At 72.1% G+C, this 16,208-nt stretch carries 15 protein-coding genes; 5 read left to right on the top strand and 10 right to left on the bottom strand.

Annotation, left to right across the window (positions count from 1 at the left end):
- Positions 1-107: 107 nt before the first annotated feature.
- On the bottom strand, positions 108-1,121 hold the full coding sequence (gene galE / locus AC3A3L_RS20665) for a UDP-glucose 4-epimerase GalE (RefSeq protein ID WP_487641923.1): 1,014 nt from the start codon (positions 1,119-1,121) through the stop codon (positions 108-110).
- A 43-nt stretch (positions 1,122-1,164) separates the two neighbouring features.
- Here galE and gmd point away from each other — a divergent pair, with 43 nt between their 5' ends.
- Both gmd and AC3A3L_RS20655 read left to right on the top strand, forming a co-directional pair.
- Positions 1,165-2,145 carry a GDP-mannose 4,6-dehydratase gene (gmd, locus tag AC3A3L_RS20660; RefSeq protein ID WP_487641922.1) on the top strand — a complete coding sequence of 327 codons (981 nt, stop codon included), beginning with the start codon at positions 1,165-1,167 and terminating at the stop codon, positions 2,143-2,145.
- A complete protein-coding gene (locus tag AC3A3L_RS20655; RefSeq protein WP_487641921.1) occupies positions 2,142-3,077 on the top strand; it encodes a GDP-mannose 4,6-dehydratase in 936 nt (311 codons plus the stop codon). The genes gmd and AC3A3L_RS20655 overlap by 4 nt, the downstream gene beginning before the upstream one ends.
- A 117-nt stretch (positions 3,078-3,194) precedes the next feature.
- On the opposite strand, the gene AC3A3L_RS20650 is transcribed toward AC3A3L_RS20655, so the two are convergent.
- The 5 genes from AC3A3L_RS20650 to rfbA all read right to left on the bottom strand — a co-directional run bounded on the left by AC3A3L_RS20650 (position 3,195) and on the right by rfbA (position 7,337).
- The gene (locus AC3A3L_RS20650) at positions 3,195-3,722 is read right to left on the bottom strand and encodes a hypothetical protein (protein ID WP_487641920.1); all 528 of its coding nucleotides are present in this window, start codon (positions 3,720-3,722) and stop codon (positions 3,195-3,197) included.
- Between the two features lie 11 nt (positions 3,723-3,733).
- Positions 3,734-5,509, bottom strand: a complete 1,776-nt coding sequence (locus tag AC3A3L_RS20645; RefSeq protein WP_487641919.1) for an alpha/beta hydrolase — start codon at positions 5,507-5,509, stop codon at positions 3,734-3,736.
- Positions 5,506-5,814, bottom strand: coding sequence for a hypothetical protein (locus AC3A3L_RS20640; RefSeq protein WP_487641918.1), 309 nt, complete (start codon positions 5,812-5,814; stop codon positions 5,506-5,508). Before AC3A3L_RS20640 ends, AC3A3L_RS20645 begins: the two co-directional genes overlap by 4 nt.
- Positions 5,811-6,389, bottom strand: coding sequence for a hypothetical protein (locus AC3A3L_RS20635; RefSeq protein WP_487641917.1), 579 nt, complete (start codon positions 6,387-6,389; stop codon positions 5,811-5,813). The genes AC3A3L_RS20640 and AC3A3L_RS20635 overlap by 4 nt, the downstream gene beginning before the upstream one ends.
- 81 nt (positions 6,390-6,470) lie before the next feature.
- Positions 6,471-7,337 carry a glucose-1-phosphate thymidylyltransferase RfbA gene (rfbA, locus tag AC3A3L_RS20630; protein WP_487641916.1) on the bottom strand — a complete coding sequence of 289 codons (867 nt, stop codon included), beginning with the start codon at positions 7,335-7,337 and terminating at the stop codon, positions 6,471-6,473.
- Positions 7,338-7,400: 63 nt separating this feature from the next.
- Here rfbA and AC3A3L_RS20625 point away from each other — a divergent pair, with 63 nt between their 5' ends.
- The 3 genes from AC3A3L_RS20625 to AC3A3L_RS20615 are packed head-to-tail and all read left to right on the top strand — an operon-like array spanning position 7,401 to position 11,696.
- Positions 7,401-9,284 (top strand): DUF4012 domain-containing protein, encoded by a 1,884-nt coding sequence (locus AC3A3L_RS20625; RefSeq protein WP_487641915.1) that lies wholly within the window; start codon positions 7,401-7,403, stop codon positions 9,282-9,284.
- Between the two features lie 10 nt (positions 9,285-9,294).
- Positions 9,295-10,293 (top strand): dTDP-glucose 4,6-dehydratase, encoded by a 999-nt coding sequence (rfbB, locus tag AC3A3L_RS20620; protein ID WP_487641914.1) that lies wholly within the window; start codon positions 9,295-9,297, stop codon positions 10,291-10,293.
- A complete protein-coding gene (locus tag AC3A3L_RS20615; protein WP_487641913.1) occupies positions 10,290-11,696 on the top strand; it encodes a sugar nucleotide-binding protein in 1,407 nt (468 codons plus the stop codon). Before rfbB ends, AC3A3L_RS20615 begins: the two co-directional genes overlap by 4 nt.
- 172 nt (positions 11,697-11,868) lie before the next feature.
- Here the strand turns inward: AC3A3L_RS20615 and AC3A3L_RS20610 are convergent, their stop codons facing one another.
- The 4 genes from AC3A3L_RS20610 to AC3A3L_RS20595 all read right to left on the bottom strand — a co-directional run bounded on the left by AC3A3L_RS20610 (position 11,869) and on the right by AC3A3L_RS20595 (position 16,127).
- The gene (locus AC3A3L_RS20610) at positions 11,869-12,162 is read right to left on the bottom strand and encodes a DUF2516 family protein (protein WP_487641912.1); all 294 of its coding nucleotides are present in this window, start codon (positions 12,160-12,162) and stop codon (positions 11,869-11,871) included.
- A 40-nt stretch (positions 12,163-12,202) separates the two neighbouring features.
- Positions 12,203-14,749, bottom strand: coding sequence for a hypothetical protein (locus AC3A3L_RS20605; RefSeq protein ID WP_487641911.1), 2,547 nt, complete (start codon positions 14,747-14,749; stop codon positions 12,203-12,205).
- Between the two features lie 189 nt (positions 14,750-14,938).
- A complete protein-coding gene (locus tag AC3A3L_RS20600; protein ID WP_487641910.1) occupies positions 14,939-15,661 on the bottom strand; it encodes a hypothetical protein in 723 nt (240 codons plus the stop codon).
- Positions 15,662-15,695: 34 nt separating this feature from the next.
- Positions 15,696-16,127, bottom strand: coding sequence for a helix-turn-helix domain-containing protein (locus AC3A3L_RS20595; RefSeq protein WP_487641909.1), 432 nt, complete (start codon positions 16,125-16,127; stop codon positions 15,696-15,698).
- Positions 16,128-16,208: the final 81 nt, after the last annotated feature.

Below are 16,208 nucleotides of genomic sequence, written 5' to 3'. Positions count from 1 at the left end.
TACCTGAGGACGCGACGGACGCGGATCGGGCGTCTGGGCGACCGCCACGTCCTCAGATACTCCGAGGAGGAGCAGCAGGACGAGGACGACGGCCAGCCGGCGGAGCATCAGCCGGCGAAGCCCCGGGGGTTCTGCGACTGCCAGCGCCAGGTGTCGGCGGCCATGTCGTCGACCGTCTTCTGGGTGCTCCAGCCGAGCTCGCGGTTGGCCTTCGAGGGGTCGGCGAACGAGGTCGCGACGTCACCGGGACGGCGGGCGACGATCTCGTAGGGGATCTCGCGGCCGACGGCCTTCTCGAACGCCTTCACCATCTCGAGCACGCTCGTGCCGTGGCCGGAGCCGAGGTTCCAGGTGTGGACTGCCTCGTCGGTGTCGGCCAGCGCCTTCAGCGCGGCGATGTGGCCGGCGGCCAGGTCCTCGACGTGGATGTAGTCGCGCACGCCGGTGCCGTCGACGGTGTCGTAGTCGCCGCCGAAGACCATGAGCTTGTCGCGCTTGCCGACCGCGACCTGGGCGATGTAGGGCACGAGGTTGTTGGGGATGCCCGACGGGTCCTCGCCGATCGTGCCGGACGGGTGCGCGCCGACCGGGTTGAAGTAGCGCAGCAGCGCGAACCGCATCTCGGGGCGGGCGACCGCGACGTCGCGCAGGATCTGCTCCTGCATGACCTTGGTCCAGCCGTAGGGGTTGGTGGCGTACGTGCGGCGGTCCTCGGTCGCGGCGGCCTGGTCCTCGCCGTACACCGTCGCGCTCGAGGAGAACACCAGCTTGTCAACGTCGTAGCGCTGCATCGCCCGCACGAGTGCGAAGGTGGAGACGAGGTTGTTCTCGTAGTACTCCAGCGGCTGCGCGACGCTCTCCCCCACGGCCTTGTAGCCGGCGAAGTGGATCACGCCGTCGAAGTGCTCGGTCGCGAAGAGGTGCTCGGTCTTGTCGTGGTCGGTGAGGTCGAAGGAGTGCACGGGGATCCGCGTCCCGGTCAGCGCCTCGAGCCGGCCCACCACCGTCGGGTGGGAGTTGCTGAAGTTGTCGACGATGACGACGTCGTAGCCTGCGGCGACGAGCTGGATGACGGTGTGCGAGCCGATGTAGCCGGCGCCGCCGCTGACGAGGATCTTCATGCGGCCCACCCTAACGACGCAGCGCCCTGACAGAATGCGCCGCATGCCGAGCGCCCTCATCACCGGGATCACGGGCCAGGACGGCCTCTACCTGGCCGAGCTCCTGATCGAGAAGGGCTACGACGTCCACGGGCTCATCCGCGGGCAGAACAACCCGCGCCGCGAGCTGGTCGAGGACCTCGTCCCGGACGTCCGGCTGCACAACGGTGACCTCACCGACCTGTCCAGCCTGATGCGCGCGATGCGTGACTCCGAGCCCGACGAGGTCTACAACCTCGGCGCGATCTCCTTCGTCGCCTACTCCTGGGAGAACGCGTTCGTCACCAGCGACGTCACGGGCACGGGCGTGCTCAACATGCTCGAGGCCGTACGACTCCACGCCGGCGACGACCCGTCCGCGATCCGCTTCTACCAGGCGTCGAGCTCGGAGATGTTCGGCAAGGTGCAGGAGGTGCCGCAGTCCGAGCGCACGCTGCTGTGGCCCCGCTCGCCCTACGCGGTCAGCAAGGTCTACGGCCACTACATGACGATCAACTACCGCGAGTCCTACGGCATGCACGCGTCGTCGGGCATCCTCTTCAACCACGAGTCGCCGCGCCGGGGGCCCGAGTTCGTCACCCGCAAGATCAGCCAGGCCGTAGCCCGGATCCACCTCGGCCTGCAGGACTCCGTGGCGCTCGGCAACCTCGACGCCCGCCGCGACTGGGGCTACGCCGGTGACTACGTCGAGGCGATGTGGCGGATGCTCCAGCAGGACGAGGCCGACGACTACGTCATCGCCACCGGTCAGACCTGGTCGATCCGCGACTTCCTCGACCTCGCCTTCGGCCACGTCGGCATCGACGACTGGAGCACGCACGTCACCCAGGACCCGCGCTTCATGCGACCGGCCGAGGTCGAGATGCTGATCGGCGACGCGAGCAAGGCCAGGGACCGGCTCGGCTGGACGCCGACGGTCTCGTTCGCCGACCTGGTCGCGATGATGGTCGACGCCGACATCGCGGCGGCCAAGGCCGGATGGTGACCCCGACCGCCTTCGTCACCGGCATCGGCGGGCAGGACGGGACCTACCTCGCCGAGCGGCTGGTCGCCGACGGCATGGAGGTGCACGCGCTGGTCCTCGAGGCCGACGGCCACCCGGCCCACTGCCCGGACCAGGTCGTCCTCCACCCCGGCGACCTCGGCGACCTCGAGGCCACGCGCCGGCTGGTGCGCGAGATCGCGCCGAGCGAGGTCTACAACCTCGCCGCGATCAGCTCGGTCGCGCAGTCGTGGGACGAGCCCGACCTCACCGCCCACGTCAACGGCCTGGCCGCGGTCGCGCTGATGGAGTCGCTGCGCGCGGTCGACGGCGTACGCCTCGTGCAGGCCTCGAGCGCCGAGATCTTCGGTGAGGCCGCGACCTCGCCGCAGGACGAGACCACCCCGGTCGCACCGGTCAACCCGTACGGCGCCGCCAAGGCGTTCGCGCACCTGTCCGCCCGTGTCTTCCGGCAGCGCGGCCTGCACGTGTCGAGCGCGATCCTCTACAACCACGAGTCGCCGCGCCGGCACCCCCGGTTCGTGACCCGCAAGATCACCTCGACCGTCGCTGCCATCGCGCGAGGCGAGGTCGACGAGCTCGTGCTCGGCAACATCGACGTACGCCGCGACTGGGGCTGGGCCCCCGACTACGTCGACGCCATGGTGCGGGCAGCCCGGGCCGACGAGCCCGGCGACTACGTCGTCGCCACCGGCACCGCCCACTCTGTCCGCGACTTCGTGGCCGCCGCCTTCGCGGCCGCCGGGATCGACGAGTGGGAGCACCTCGTGCGGCAGGACGCCGCGTTCTTCCGCCCGGCCGACCCGACCGAGCTGGTCGGCGACGCCAGCCGCGCGCGCGAGGAGCTGGGGTGGGCGCCCACGGTCGGCTTCGCCGAGATCGTGCGACGCATGGTGGCAGCCGACCTGGCTTGACCCTCGCTCCCCAGCGCTGGTTGAGGAGGTCGCGCAGCGACCGTCACGAAACCCCGCAGGGTGGCCGGGTCTCGTGACGGGCGCCAGGGCGCCCTCCTCGACCAACGGAGAAGGGCCTCAGTCCAGGGGGATGTCCTTGGAGTTGTCGCGCTCGACGGGCTCGGAGTCCTTCGGCACCTCGACCTCGCCGTCCTGGTCGAGGGTGAGCACCAGCTCGCGCTCGCCGACCTTGGTCCAGCCGATGGTGGTGCGGAAGTCGTCGCGCTCGAGCTGCGCCCACGGCTCGGAGGCGTCGAGTCCGTCGGACGTCCGCTTCCACCCGGCCTCCTCGAGCGCGGCCGCCGCCTGCTCGACCTGGTCGCCCTCGGCGCCCTCGCCCACGACGACGGCCGACGCCTTGTAGTCCTCGGCGCGGTAGGTCGACATGCCCTCGCTCTCCACCCGGCCCTGCGCACGCTCGACGGCGAGGCCGGCGCCCGTGATCGCGGCGGCCATGTCGCGGAGCTCGGCGTTGACCGCCTGCTTCATCGACGCCAGGTCGTCGGCGGCCTGCTCGGGGTCCGGGTCGCCGCACGACCCCAGCCCCACGGCGAGCGCGAGGGCCAGCAGCAGCCGCAGTGGAAGGCCCAGCGGGAGGAGTCTCATGCGCTCCATCCTCACCGGTCGGGGCTCGTGTCGGAGCGACCGGGCTGGTTGGCGGTCGGGTCGCGGTCCCACTCGGGGTCCTGGGGCGGGCCCCACCACGGGTCGTAGCTCTGCTCCGCAGTGTTGATGTCGTCGCCGTGGCCGTCGACGATGCGGCCGATGTTGTAGAGCGACTCGGTGTCCTGGTCGAGGTAGGAGCTGTGCGCGTCGCCGGTGTTGCGGTGCCAGCTGCGGTCGACGTCCTCGGCCTCGAAGCGGTTGGCGTCGAAGTCCTCCGACGACGGGTCGGTGCCCAGCCCGATGCCGAACTTGCCCACCCACCCCTCGTCGCCCAGCACGGCCACGAAGTCGCGGCTGTCGCGCCCGACATAGACGTGGTCGGCGCCGGGGCCGAGGTCGCTCGCGTGGTCGGCCGGACCTGCGCCCGGGCTGCCGATGAGGACCACCTCGTCGACGTCGGAGGTGTCCCCGTGGGTGGCGTACGACGTCGTGGTGGAGCCGTAGCTGTGGCCGACGGCGGTGAGGTGGGCGGGGTCGTCGGGCCGGGAGGCACGCAGCCCGTCGATGGCGTCGGCGAGGTTGCGGCCGCCCTCCTCGGCGCGCCCCTCGCTGAGCGTCGCGAGGTCGGTCGGCCCGTGGGGCGCGTCGTAGCCGAGCCAGAACATGGTGGCGACGCTGGAGCCGTCGCCGTTGTAGCGGGTCGACTCGTAGAGGTTCATCATCCGGTCGGTGTAGTAGGTGGTGTCACCCATGTCGGTGTTGATGCCGGGCGTGAAGACCGCGACGTCGGTGGCGTGGTCGAGGTCACCGACCGCCACGGCGACCCGGCCGTCGCCGTCGTAGGCCGCGGGGTCGTAGAGCCACAGCACGCCGCCGGGCTTCAGGTCCGGGTCGAGCGGGTCGGTGTAAGCGTCGGCGTTGGCGACGGCGTCGCGCGCCTGGCCCGCGTTGGCGAGCACCTTGCGCTCCAGCGGCGAGATCGTGCCGTCCTCCTCCTTGGCGGCGAGCCGGGCGAGGTCGTCGTCGAGCAGCACCCGGTTGGCCTGGTCACGTGCCCCGGCCGGGAGTCCGTCGCCCTGCCCGATCCGCTCCGGGTAGGCCGCGATCACGGCCTCGCGCTCGGCCTCGCTGAGGCTCTCCCACCACCGCTGCACCTCCTCGGGCGTCGCGCCGCTGCCGGGGGCGCCGGGACGGTTCATCGCCGACTCCGCCATCGGCGGGATGCCACCGTCGCCCGACAGCGACTCGGGCAGCGAGTCGGCGGCCTGGAAGACCTGGCGCAGCAGGGTCTCGTTGTCACGGACGCGTCGCTGGAGGTCGTCGTCGGCGGTGACCAGCTCGGAGTAGTCGGCGCGCAGGTCGACGGCCCGCTCCCGGAAGGCCGCGATCTCGTTGTCGGTGACGTCGGTGGCGGCGTTGATGTCGGCGATCAGGGCGGTGCGCCGGTCGTCGAGGCCGCGCTTGCGCTCGACGAGGTCCTCGTGGTCGCGCAGCAGGTCGCGCAGGGTGTCGGCGAAGGCGGTCACGCCCCGGCCGACACGGCGTACGGTCGTCGCCATCGCCGTGTGCTCGGTGGACGCCTCGCCGGAGGCCTCCTTGTAGGACTGGTAGGCGATGCCGGCCCAGCTGCCGAGGGTCTGCAGCTCGCGGCACCGGTCGGCGAACTCCTCGTAGCGGCCGGCGGCGGCATAGATGGTCGTGGCGAGCCCGTCGGCCCCGCCTGGGTCGCCCTCGGGCTTCCTGAGCTGTGCCGGGACGGACGCCGGCACCTCGATGGTGACGGTCATCGGGCCGATCCCAGTCGTCCGTCGAGGTCGCTGAACTGCCGGTCGGTCGCGTCGTCGGTGGTCGAGTAGTCGTCGGCGGTGGCGTGCACACCGACGAAGCCCTGGGCGATCGCCGCGCTCTCACCGGCGTAGCCGGCCCAGCGCGTCAGGAACGTCGTCGCGGCCCCCTGCACGCTCGACGGCAGGGCCGAGGCCGAGGCGGCCCCGAGCTCGCGGGCCGAGGTGTCCATCAGCGTCTCCTGCGACTCCCACCCCTGGGTGCCGCGGCGCAGCGTCTCCATCTGCCAGACCAGCGGGTCGCTCATCGGGCACCCCCGGCGGTCGCCTCGGCCGCGGCGGCCTCGCCGACGACGACGAGGGCGGAGCGGATCCGCAGCACCACCCGGCCGGCGGCCGGCACCAGCACCTGCACGTCCTCACGACCGAGGGGCGCCGGGCGACCGGCGAGGACACGGGGTACGCCGTCGGGCGGGGCCAGCACGTGCCAGCCGTCGGCCTCGCCGAGCAGCTCCTCCGCGCGCTGCAGGGTGCCGGAGGCAACGACCGGGTCGAGGTCGTCGAAGGTCGCGGTGCCCTGCCAGCGCAGGGTGCCGGGCGCGGACCCGGCGAACCACACTTCGTCGAGGTGGGTCGGCTCGGCATCGAGCCCGAGGGCCGCCCACAGGCCGGCCATCCGGGCCCGCAGCTCCCGGCGCGCCGCGTCGGGGTCGACCGCCGGCTCGCCGGCAGGGACCTCGGCCCGGTCGGGCTCCTGCTGAGGGAGCACGACGAGGTCGACGTCGCCGTGACGGCGCAGCACCGTCGCCCAGAACGGGTCCTGCAGCACCTGCCTGGTCGCGGGCGCGCCCGAGACGAGGTCGAGCGAGGTCGGGTCGGGCACGTCGCCTCCTACGCGGTGGGCGGGGCCGCGGTGCGGTCCGCTACCCCTGTCCCTCCCCCGCGAGCGACGCTCCCAAACGCGTCAGCCGTGCTGGAGCAGCCCCAGGAGGTACTCGCCGTAGCCGCTCTTGCGCAGCGGCTCGGCGCGCGCGGCGAGCTCGTCGTCGGACAGGAAGCCCATCCGCCACGCGACCTCCTCCGGAGCGCCGACCTTGAAGCCCTGCCGTCCCTCGATGGTGCGGACGAAGTTGGAGGCGTCGTTGAGCGAGTCGAAGGTGCCGGTGTCGAGCCACGCGGTGCCACGCGGGAGCACCTCGACGTGGAGGCGGCCCTCCTCGAGGTAGCGCCGGTTGAGGTCGGTGATCTCCAGCTCGCCGCGGGCCGACGGCGCCAGCTCGGCGGCGTACTGCACCACGTCGTTGTCGTAGAAGTAGAGCCCCGGCACGGCGAAGTCGCTCTTCGGGTTCTCCGGCTTCTCCTCCAGCGACAGCGCCCGGCCCTGCTCGTCGAACTCCACGACGCCGTACGCCCGCGGGTCGGCGACGTGGTAGCCGAACACCGCGGCGCCGTCGAGCTCGGAGAAGCGCAGCAGCTGTTGGCCGAGGCCCGAGCCGTAGAAGATGTTGTCGCCGAGGACGAGGGCCGAGCGGTCGGAGCCGATGTGGTCGGCGCCGATGATGAAGGCCTGCGCCAGCCCGTCCGGCGAGGGCTGCACGGCGAACGTCAGGTTGATGCCGAACTGCGAGCCGTCGCCGAGCAGGCGGTGGAAGCCGTCGGCCTCGTGGGGCGTGGTGATGATGAGGACGTCCCGGATGCCCGCCAGCATCAGCGTGGAGAGCGGGTAGTAGATCATCGGCTTGTCGTAGACCGGCACCAGCTGCTTGCTGATTCCCTGGGTGATCGGGTGCAGTCGCGAGCCGGTGCCACCGGCCAGGATGATTCCGCGCATGGGTGAACCCTAGGGGGCGTCAACGATTCTCGTGCGTTCTCGCCCCTTTGGCACCATGTGCGCATGCCGTCCTCCCGTCGCGCCGCGCCGCGACGGCTGATCCGGCCGGCGACCGTCGTCGGCGGGCTGCTCCTGCTGCTCGTGGTCCTCGCCCTCCTGGCGATCCCGTTCCTCTCGGCCCCCGGCCACGCGGAGGACGCGCGCGCCGAGCTCACCGCGGCGAAGGCGGCGCTCGACGCCGGAGACACCGAGGCCGCCGCCGACGCCGTCGAACGAGCCCGGGAGCAGACCGACGACCTGCAGGGGTCGGTCCAGGGCATCGGCGGCGACGTGTGGAGCTGGGTGCCGGTCGCCGGCGGCCCGGTGCGCGACGTACGCCACCTCGGCAACGCGCTCGACCAGCTCGTCGCGGTCGCGGAGACCGGCGTACGCGTCCTCCCGCAGGTGCGCGGCGAGGACTCGACCCTCGTCGACAACGGCAACGTCGACATCGACGTGCTGGAGGACGTCATCGGCGACCTGCGCGACGTGGCGACACGTGTGGGCGACGCGCAGGCCGAGCTCGCCGGTGTCGCCGACTCGCGTGCGGTGGTCGGCGACCGGCTCGCCGATGCCCGCGACCAGGCCCAGGGCGAGGTCGACCCACTGGCCGACGGCCTCGCGACCATCGACCCGCTGCTCGACCACCTGCCCAAGATCCTCGGTCGCGACGCCGGCCGGCAGTACCTCGTGGCCCTGCTCAACCCCGCCGAGATGCTCTACTCCGGCGGCACCCCGCAGACGTTCGTGCCCGTCGACCTCGACCGGGGCCGGCTGTCGATGGGCGAGACGGTCGACCTGTCGACCGCGCCGGGCGCCGCGCAGCCCCGCTACTGGCGCAAGGTCAGCGGCAACCCCCTGCACCGCGGCCAGATGAAGCCGGCGCTGGCCACCATGGCCCCCGACTGGGAGGTCTCGGGCAACGAGCTGGCCAACGCGTGGCGCAGCCTGCGCGGTCGCCGGCTCGCGGGCGTCGTGGTGATCGACGTGGTCGCGCTGTCGGAGCTGGTCGAGCTCACCGGCCCGATCGACGTGCCGACCCTCGGCACGCTGACCGGCGACAACCTGGTCGAGAAGCTCATCGGCAGCTACGACGACTACCCCGACCCCGCCGCCCGCAAGGCGGTCAATCGCGCGCTCGCCCCGGTCTTCGTCGAGCGCCTGCTGTCCGGCAACGACCCGGTCGGCACCGGCCGCGTGCTCGGCGGGGCCGCCGACGAGCGGCGCTTCGCCCTCTACTTCCGCAGCCCCGAGGAGCAGGCGGCCTTCGACGGCCTCGGGCTCACCGGCCGGCTCTCCGACACCGAGCACGACTACATCGGCGTCTTCACGCAGAACAAGGTGCCCAGCAAGTCCGACTACTGGCAGCGGCGCACGGTCTCCACCGACGTGGCGCTGCGCGAGGACGGCAGTGCGCGCGTGCGGATGGAGGTCGAGGTCCACAACGACTCCCCGCCCTACGTCCAGCCGGTGCCCGACCAGCGCAACGGCTACTTCACTCGATGGAACACCCTCAGCATCGCGCCGTTCCTCCCCACCGGCGCGACCTTCGACTCGGTCGAGGTGGACGGCGAGCCAGTCGAGACCTCGCCCCGCAACTTCTTCGGCCGCTACTTCATCCGCCCGGAGATCGAGTTCGCGCCGCAGGCCCGCCACACCCTCGCGGTGACGTACGACGTCCCTGCCGCCGCTGTGCGCGACGGCGACGGGCTCGCCTACCGGCTGGCGCTCGACCCCCAGGGCATGGTCGACCCGCAGGACGTGCGGGTCCGCGTCAGCTTCCCGCGCGGCTACGCCGTCGAGGGCGACCTGCCCGACGGCTGGTCGACGCGCGGCGGTCGCGTCGCGACGTACACCACCGACGCGCTCGACGTGGCCGAGTCGTTCGAGATCGTCGCGCGGCCCTAGACTCCGCGGCATGGAACGCCTTCTCGTGACCGGGGGCGCGGGGTTCATCGGGTCGAACTTCGTGCACCACCTCGTCGACCACACCGACCTGAAGATCACGGTGCTCGACAAGCTCACCTACGCCGCCTCCAAGGAGTCGCTGGCGGGGCTGCCCGAGGACCGGGTGCAGCTGGTGGTCGGCGACATCGCCGACGAGGACGTCGTCGACCCGCTGGTCGCGGCCCACGACGCGGTCGTCCACTACGCGGCCGAGTCGCACAACGACAACTCGCTCAACGACCCGAGCCCGTTCATCAAGACCAACATCCTCGGGACCTACACGATCCTCGAGGCGGTGCGGAAGCACGACAAGCGCCTGCACCACGTCTCGACCGACGAGGTCTACGGCGACCTCGAGCTCGACGACCCGAAGCGCTTCACCGAGGACACGCCCTACAACCCGTCCTCCCCCTACTCCGCGTCCAAGGCCGGCTCCGACCACCTGGTCCGCGCCTGGGTGCGCAGCTTCGGCGTCCGCGCGACCGTCTCCAACTGCTCGAACAACTACGGGCCCTGGCAGCACATCGAGAAGTTCATCCCGCGCCAGATCACCAACGTCATCGACGGCGTGCGCCCCAAGCTCTACGGCTCGGGCGAGAACGTCCGCGACTGGATCCACGCCGACGACCACTCCTCGGCCGTGCTCACGATCCTCGAGAAGGGCTCCATCGGCGAGACCTACCTGATCGGCGCCGACGGCGAGAAGAACAACCTCGAGGTCGTCCGCCTGATCCTGACGCTCATGGGCAGGTCCGCCGACGACTTCGACCACGTCAACGACCGCGCCGGGCACGACCTGCGCTACGCCATCGAGTCGGGCAAGCTGCGCCAGGAGCTCGGCTGGCAGCCGCAGTTCCAGGACTTCGAGGCGGGCCTCGCCAACACCATCGAGTGGTACCAGACCCACGAGGACTGGTGGCGCCCCCACAAGGACGCGGTCGAGGCGAAGTACGCGGAGAAGGGGCAGTGAGCTCGGGCCTCCCCTCGCTCGAGACGACGCCCATCCCGGGCCTCGTCGTCGTACGGCTCGACCGCCGCGACGACTCCCGGGGGTTCTTCAAGGAGAACTGGCAGCGCGAGAAGATGCTCGCGATCGGCCTGCCCGACTTCGGGCCGGTCCAGAACAACGTCTCCTACAACGCCGACCGCGGCGTCACGCGCGGCATCCACACCGAGCCGTGGGACAAGTTCGTCTCGCTGGCCACCGGCCGGATCTTCGGCGCGTGGGTCGACATGCGCGAGGGCGACTCCTTCGGCGCGACCTTCACCCTCGAGATGGACACCTCCGTCGCGGTCTTCGTGCCGCGCGGCGTCGGCAACAGCTACCAGGTCCTCGAGGACGCCACGGCCTACACCTACCTCGTCAACGCGCACTGGCGCCCGGGCATCACCTACCCCGCCCTCGCGCTCGACGACGCCCAGGCCGCGATCGAGTGGCCGATCCCGCTGTCCGAGGCGATCATCAGCGAGAAGGACCAGAACAATCCCGGCCTCGACCCGTCGACGGCGATCCCCGCCAAGAAGACGCTCGTCCTCGGTGGCGGCGGCCAGCTCGGCCTCGCCCTCGCCGACGCCTTCCCGGGCTGCGACGCGGTCACCCGCGCGCAGCTCGACGTGACCGACGCCGACGCCGTCGCCGCCTGGCCCTGGCACGAGTACGCCGTCGTGCTGAACGCCGCGGCCTACACCGCCGTCGACGCGGCGGAGACGCCCGAGGGCCGGGTCGCGGCCTGGGCGGCCAACGCCACCGGCCCCGCCACCCTCGCCGGCCTCGCCCGCGAGCACGGGTTCACCCTCGTCCACTACTCCTCGGACTACGTCTTCGACGGCACAGCGCCCCTCGACCCCGGCCACACCGAGGACGAGCCGCTCTCGCCGCTCGGCGTCTACGCCCAGACCAAGGCCGCCGGCGACGTCGCCGCCTCGCTGGCTCCCCGCCACTACGTCCTCCGCACGTCGTGGGTCATCGGCGAGGGCAAGAACTTCGTCCGCACGATGCAGTCGCTCGCCGAGAAGGGCGTCTCCCCCAGCGTCGTCGACGACCAGGTCGGCCGGCTCACCTTCACCGACGAGCTGGTCCGGGCCACCCGGCACCTCCTCGACAGCGACGCCGCGTTCGGCACCTACCACGTGTCCAACGGCGGCCCCGCGATGTCGTGGCGCGAGATCGCGCAGGCGGTCTTCGAGCGCTCCGGCCGCAGCGCCGACGACGTCTCCGGCACGACCACGTCGGCGTACGCCGAGGGGGTCCTGGCCCAGGGCAACCCCTTCGCCCCCCGCCCGCTCAACTCCGCGATGTCCCTCGAGAAGCTCCGCGCCACCGGCTTCGAGCCCGAGGACGCGATGGCCGCCCTCGACCGCTACCTCTCCTGACGCCCGCTCGCCCAGGGTGGCGGCATACGACATCCGAGCGGGCGATCTCGATGTCGTACGCCGCCAGGGTCGCGGCGCCGCCGATGGGGGTGGCGGCTGGCGACATCCCGGCGGGCGATCTCGATGTCGTACGCCGCCAGGGTCGCGGCGCCGCCCGACGACCAGCGAGCGGTCAGCGGCGGGACGTGACCTCGGCCAGCGCCGGACGGACGTCGGCGATGTAGACGAGCGAGGCGATGGTGAAGACGAGGTGGATCAGCCCGAGGGGCGAGGAGCCGATCAGGATCAGCTGGGCGGCGAAGCCGAGGCCGGTGATCGCGCACCACGCCTGCTTGGTGAGCTTGCCGGCTGCCTGGTAGGCCTCGGCGGAGTAGGTGAGCGAGTTGATGAACGCGAACCCCTTGATCGCGAGCAGCGCGACGAGCACCACCAGCATGAGGGTGCTCTGGAACGCGTAGATGTTCACGGCACGAGGGTAGCCGCCCGCCCGTGGTGGGGGCGAGCGCTCAGTCGTGGGCGCGGTAGTCGACCGGACCCATCATCTCCCCCGCCTCGTCGGACTCGGCCGGTACGTCCTCGCGCGGGGCCGGCACCGCCGGGGGCTCGCCCACGCGCGAGTCCAGCGGCTCGTCCAGCGGCCGACCGAGGGTCCGGCTCGCCAGCCACTCCACGGCGTCGTCCCAGTCAGGGGACAGGGCGAAGTGGCTGTGCTCCATCATCGAGGTGAGGGGCTCGGCGCGCAGCTGGCGGTCGGGCGGGCTCGGGTCGAGCAGCCGCCAGTCCCGTCCGCACTCGCGTCGCCCGGTGCGGGTGGCGGGCAGGTGGTCGGGCTCCAGCGGCCACGGGTCCTGCGCGCTCGAGCGAGGCGCGAGGCGCCGCGAGCGCAGCACCCCCTCCTTCTCCTCACCGGTGTGCGCCCAGCTGAGCACCGGGCCGGCGATGGGGTCGGTGTCGCGGAAGAGGTTGATCCAGCGACCGTCGAGCGCGCGGTCGAGCTCGGTGAGGACGCGATAGCTGGTGAACGCCGGGAACGCGCGCGGGAAGATCACCTGCAGCTGCGACCCGAAGGTCAGGAACCCGACGCGTGACAGCTCCTGCGGGTTCAGCCAGAGCAGCGCCGCGACCGAGATGAAGCTGCCCTGGCTGTGCGCCTCCACGACGACCGCGTCGGCGACCTCGGTGGTGGACGGGTCCTCGCTCGCGCAGGTGCCGAGGTGGTGGCGGATCCGGTCGCGCAGCGACTGCACGGCGAACTGGGAGTACGGCGGTGGGACGAAGGGGTGCACCGACCTGGGCCAGAACGACACGACGTCCCACACGACGTTGACGACCCGCTGCCGGTCGCGGGCGCGCAGGGACTGGCGCGCCGTGGTCATGAGCAGCCCGGCCAGGGCGATCAGCGTGAGGGCACCGAGCCGGGAGATCACCGACACCCACGCGTCGGGCAGCCCGTCGTCGGGCGCGCCCACCCCGGTCATCAGGTCGACGGCGAGCAGCACGGCGAGGGCCATGCCGAGGAACGAGAAGCACACGAGCACGACGGGCAGCCCGAGCTTGACCCGCGCGACCGCGCTCGCGGTCGCGATCCGGCGTACGCGCTCGTCGGTGAGCCAGGTCGGCCCACCGGCGCCGGACCCGTCGCCGGACGTCGGTCCGTAGACGAGGCCGTAGCTGCGCCGCACCCGTTCGGTACGCCAGTCGCGGTCCGTCCACGTGCGGAGGCCGAGGACGACGCCGACGGCCACCAGGAGCAGCACCGAGACGCCCCAGATGAAGGTGACGCGCTCGACCATCGTGGGCAGCGCGGCGTCGTCGACCAGCAGCTCGGCGCTGGCCAGCAGCAGCGCCGCCGAGTAGCCGAGGGCGAGGAACGCGCCGAGGGCCGCGACGACCGGCGCCGCCATGCCGGCGGCGTAGCGGCGGAAGGGCCGGGGCACCTCCTCGTCGACGTGCCGGGTCGCGCGCGCGAGCCCCGCGGCGGCGGCGAAGAGGACCAGCAGCGTGGCCGTCAGGACCACCACGAGCGTGTGGGACACCTCGTCGACGGCTGCGAGCGGGTTGTCGGGGTTGACCCCGCGCTGCACCAGCATGACCACGGACGACAGCAGGACCCCGAGCGCGAGGAGCGCGGCCGTCCGGCCCACCGCCGGGCGCTGGAGGACCCGGTTCCAGTGCTCCCACGCGGAGTCGCTCTGCCACGACCGCGGCGCGCTGTGCTCGGGGTCGCCCAGCACGGCCACCAGCACCCCGAGGGCGGCGAGCAGCCCGGCGCTGGCGGCGTGCACGAACGAGCTGAGGCCGGTGGCCAGCTGCGCGTCCCCGTCGCTGAGGCTGCCGACGAGGGCCACCGTCGCCCAGCCGCCCGCGAGGTGGAGGCGTCCGAGGCTGGTGGCGTCGGGGTCGCCGGCGTAGAACTGTTCCCGGGTCAGGCCCGAGGTGTCGCCCAGGGAGCGGCCCAGGGTGTCGGCGGCGTCGGGCGGCTCGGGCACGGTCGTGTTCCGGCGCCCCAGCCGGTAGAGCAGCAGCACGCCACCGGCCGCGAGCAGCGCACCGCCCGCCATCAGCGTGCCCTCCCCGACCGCTTGGCCCAGCCGGGTGGTGGCGAGTCGCTGCCGCGCGACCAGGTCGATGCTGATCGAGGCCGCGGCCAGCGCGAAGGTCGCGGTGAGGCCGAGCGCGAGCAGCCGCAGCGCCCCGCCGACGACGGTGTGGAAGAACCGCTCGCGCCACGTCGTGGGCGGGCTGAGCATGAACTGCGCGGCATTGACCATGCCGAACGGGACCAGCGCCAGCCACAGCGCCTGCCGCCAGTTGCCCGAGGTGTAGCGACCCCAGTGGAAGCCCTCGAGCCGCGTCGTACGCACGTGCGGTCCCGTGCCGTCCTCGACGGGGTCCGGTGGCTTGTCGCCGAAGCAGTCGACCGCGACGAAGAAGCGCGAGTACTCGTCGCCGGCCTCCTGCCGGGCGTGGTGCGTCTCGAGCATCTCCTCGGGCGGCGTCCCGCTGACGCCGTGGACCCGCAGCTCCACGATCTTCGCGTTCGTGACATCCATGGCCAGCTCCCGCGGCCTCCCGCGGCGGGTCGAGAACTCACCGCTGCCGCCCCTCCCATTGGAGCGGAGTTGCCCACGGTTGTCCATGCCGGGCAAAGGCCGGCAACGACAGAGGGCCCCCGCCCTGTCGGACGGGGGCCCTCGGCCTGGTCAGAACAGCATCAGCTGCTGCTCATCGGCTGGTGCTCTTCAGTCGCCGACCTTCTCGGCGGCGTCGACGACGGCCTTGGCCGCGTTGGTCGCGGTCGCGGTGGCGGCGCTGGCGGTGGCCTTGGCGCTGCTCTGCGCGGTGGCGGTCTTCTTCGCCGCGGTCTTGCGGGCGGTGGTCGCGGAGGCCTTCTTGGCCGCGGCCTTCTGGGTGGCCTTCTTCGCGGTCGGCTTCGGCTTGGGGGCGACCTTGGTGGCGGCGGTCTTGTCCGCGGCGGTGGTGGTGGCCTCGGCGGCCTTCTTGGCCTGGGTGGCGGTGGTCTTCGCCTTGGTGACGGTGGTCCTGGCGGAGGTCACGGTGGCCTTGGTCGACTCCTGGCGGCGGATGCGGCCCACGAGGGACTCGCCGCGCTTGACCAGCTCGGCGTAGGTGGCGTTCGCCGCGGCGACGTTCTCGTCGACGAGCGCGGAGAACTGCGTGGTCACCTTGGCCGGGTAGGCCCGGGCCTCGGTCTGCAGCTCGGCGACGCGGGACTCGATGAGGGCGCGGCGGGCCTGGGCCTGCTTGCGCAGCACCTTCGGGTCGGTCGCGGTCTTCTGCACGTCGCTCACGCGGGTGGTGACGTCCTTCTGCACCGCGGCGACGCGCTTCTGCACGTCGGCCACGGCCTCGCGGACGGCCTCGACGGCCAGGTCGGTGACGCCGACGCCGGCGAGGACGGGCTTGAGGGCCTCGGTCTTGAGGTCGCGCTTGGTGGTGGCCATGTGGTTCTCCTTCGGGTGGGGGTGTGGCTGACGGTCAGGACTGGTCGCGCTCGTTGAGCGCGAGGAACGAGGCGTAGACGTCGAGCAGCGAGTGCTTCTGCCGCTCGGTCAACGCGGAGTCGGCGAGGATCGCGAGCTCCACCGACCCGGGCTGGCCGGGGTCGGGGTGGACGATGCCGGCACGGACGTAGAGCTGCTCGGCGCTGACGCGCAGGGCGCGGGCCAGCTGCTGCAGCACCTCGGCCGACGGCTTGCGCAGGCCACGCTCGATCTGGCTGAGGTAGGGGTTGCTCACCCCGACCTGGTCGGCGAGCTGGCGCAGCGAGAGCTGCGCGGCGAGGCGCTGCTCCTTGAGGTAGTCACCCAGCGTGCCGAGCGAGCCGACGACCGCCTTGCTGGTCTTGCCGGGCTGCTTGGAGGTCGTCCTGCCGCTCACCTTGGCCGGGGTGTGCTTGTCCTTGGCCATGTCCCCATTGTGCTAACAGCAGTTAGCAGATTTCAAACCCGACGCGGGTGAGACCACTCACAAGTCCTTTGCCGAAGAGCG

The organism is Nocardioides sp. Soil_C_8, assembly GCF_057656315.1.
The sequence above is the reverse complement of the archived record's forward strand: the minus strand, read 5'-3'. Positions and strand labels throughout refer to the sequence as shown.

Excerpts from the sequence above, each read along its gene's own strand:
- galE (WP_487641923.1), bottom strand. The coding sequence starts at position 1,121 with ATGAAGATCCTCGTCAGCGGCGGCGCCGGCTACATCGGCTCGCACACC.
- gmd (WP_487641922.1), top strand. The coding sequence starts at position 1,165 with ATGCCGAGCGCCCTCATCACCGGGATCACGGGCCAGGACGGCCTCTAC.
- AC3A3L_RS20650 (WP_487641920.1), bottom strand. The coding sequence starts at position 3,722 with ATGAGACTCCTCCCGCTGGGCCTTCCACTGCGGCTGCTGCTGGCCCTC.
- AC3A3L_RS20645 (WP_487641919.1), bottom strand. The coding sequence starts at position 5,509 with ATGACCGTCACCATCGAGGTGCCGGCGTCCGTCCCGGCACAGCTCAGG.
- AC3A3L_RS20640 (WP_487641918.1), bottom strand. The coding sequence starts at position 5,814 with ATGAGCGACCCGCTGGTCTGGCAGATGGAGACGCTGCGCCGCGGCACC.
- rfbA (WP_487641916.1), bottom strand. The coding sequence starts at position 7,337 with ATGCGCGGAATCATCCTGGCCGGTGGCACCGGCTCGCGACTGCACCCG.
- AC3A3L_RS20625 (WP_487641915.1), top strand. The coding sequence starts at position 7,401 with ATGCCGTCCTCCCGTCGCGCCGCGCCGCGACGGCTGATCCGGCCGGCG.
- rfbB (WP_487641914.1), top strand. The coding sequence starts at position 9,295 with ATGGAACGCCTTCTCGTGACCGGGGGCGCGGGGTTCATCGGGTCGAAC.
- AC3A3L_RS20605 (WP_487641911.1), bottom strand. The coding sequence starts at position 14,749 with ATGGATGTCACGAACGCGAAGATCGTGGAGCTGCGGGTCCACGGCGTC.
- AC3A3L_RS20600 (WP_487641910.1), bottom strand. The coding sequence starts at position 15,661 with ATGGCCACCACCAAGCGCGACCTCAAGACCGAGGCCCTCAAGCCCGTC.
- AC3A3L_RS20595 (WP_487641909.1), bottom strand. The coding sequence starts at position 16,127 with ATGGCCAAGGACAAGCACACCCCGGCCAAGGTGAGCGGCAGGACGACC.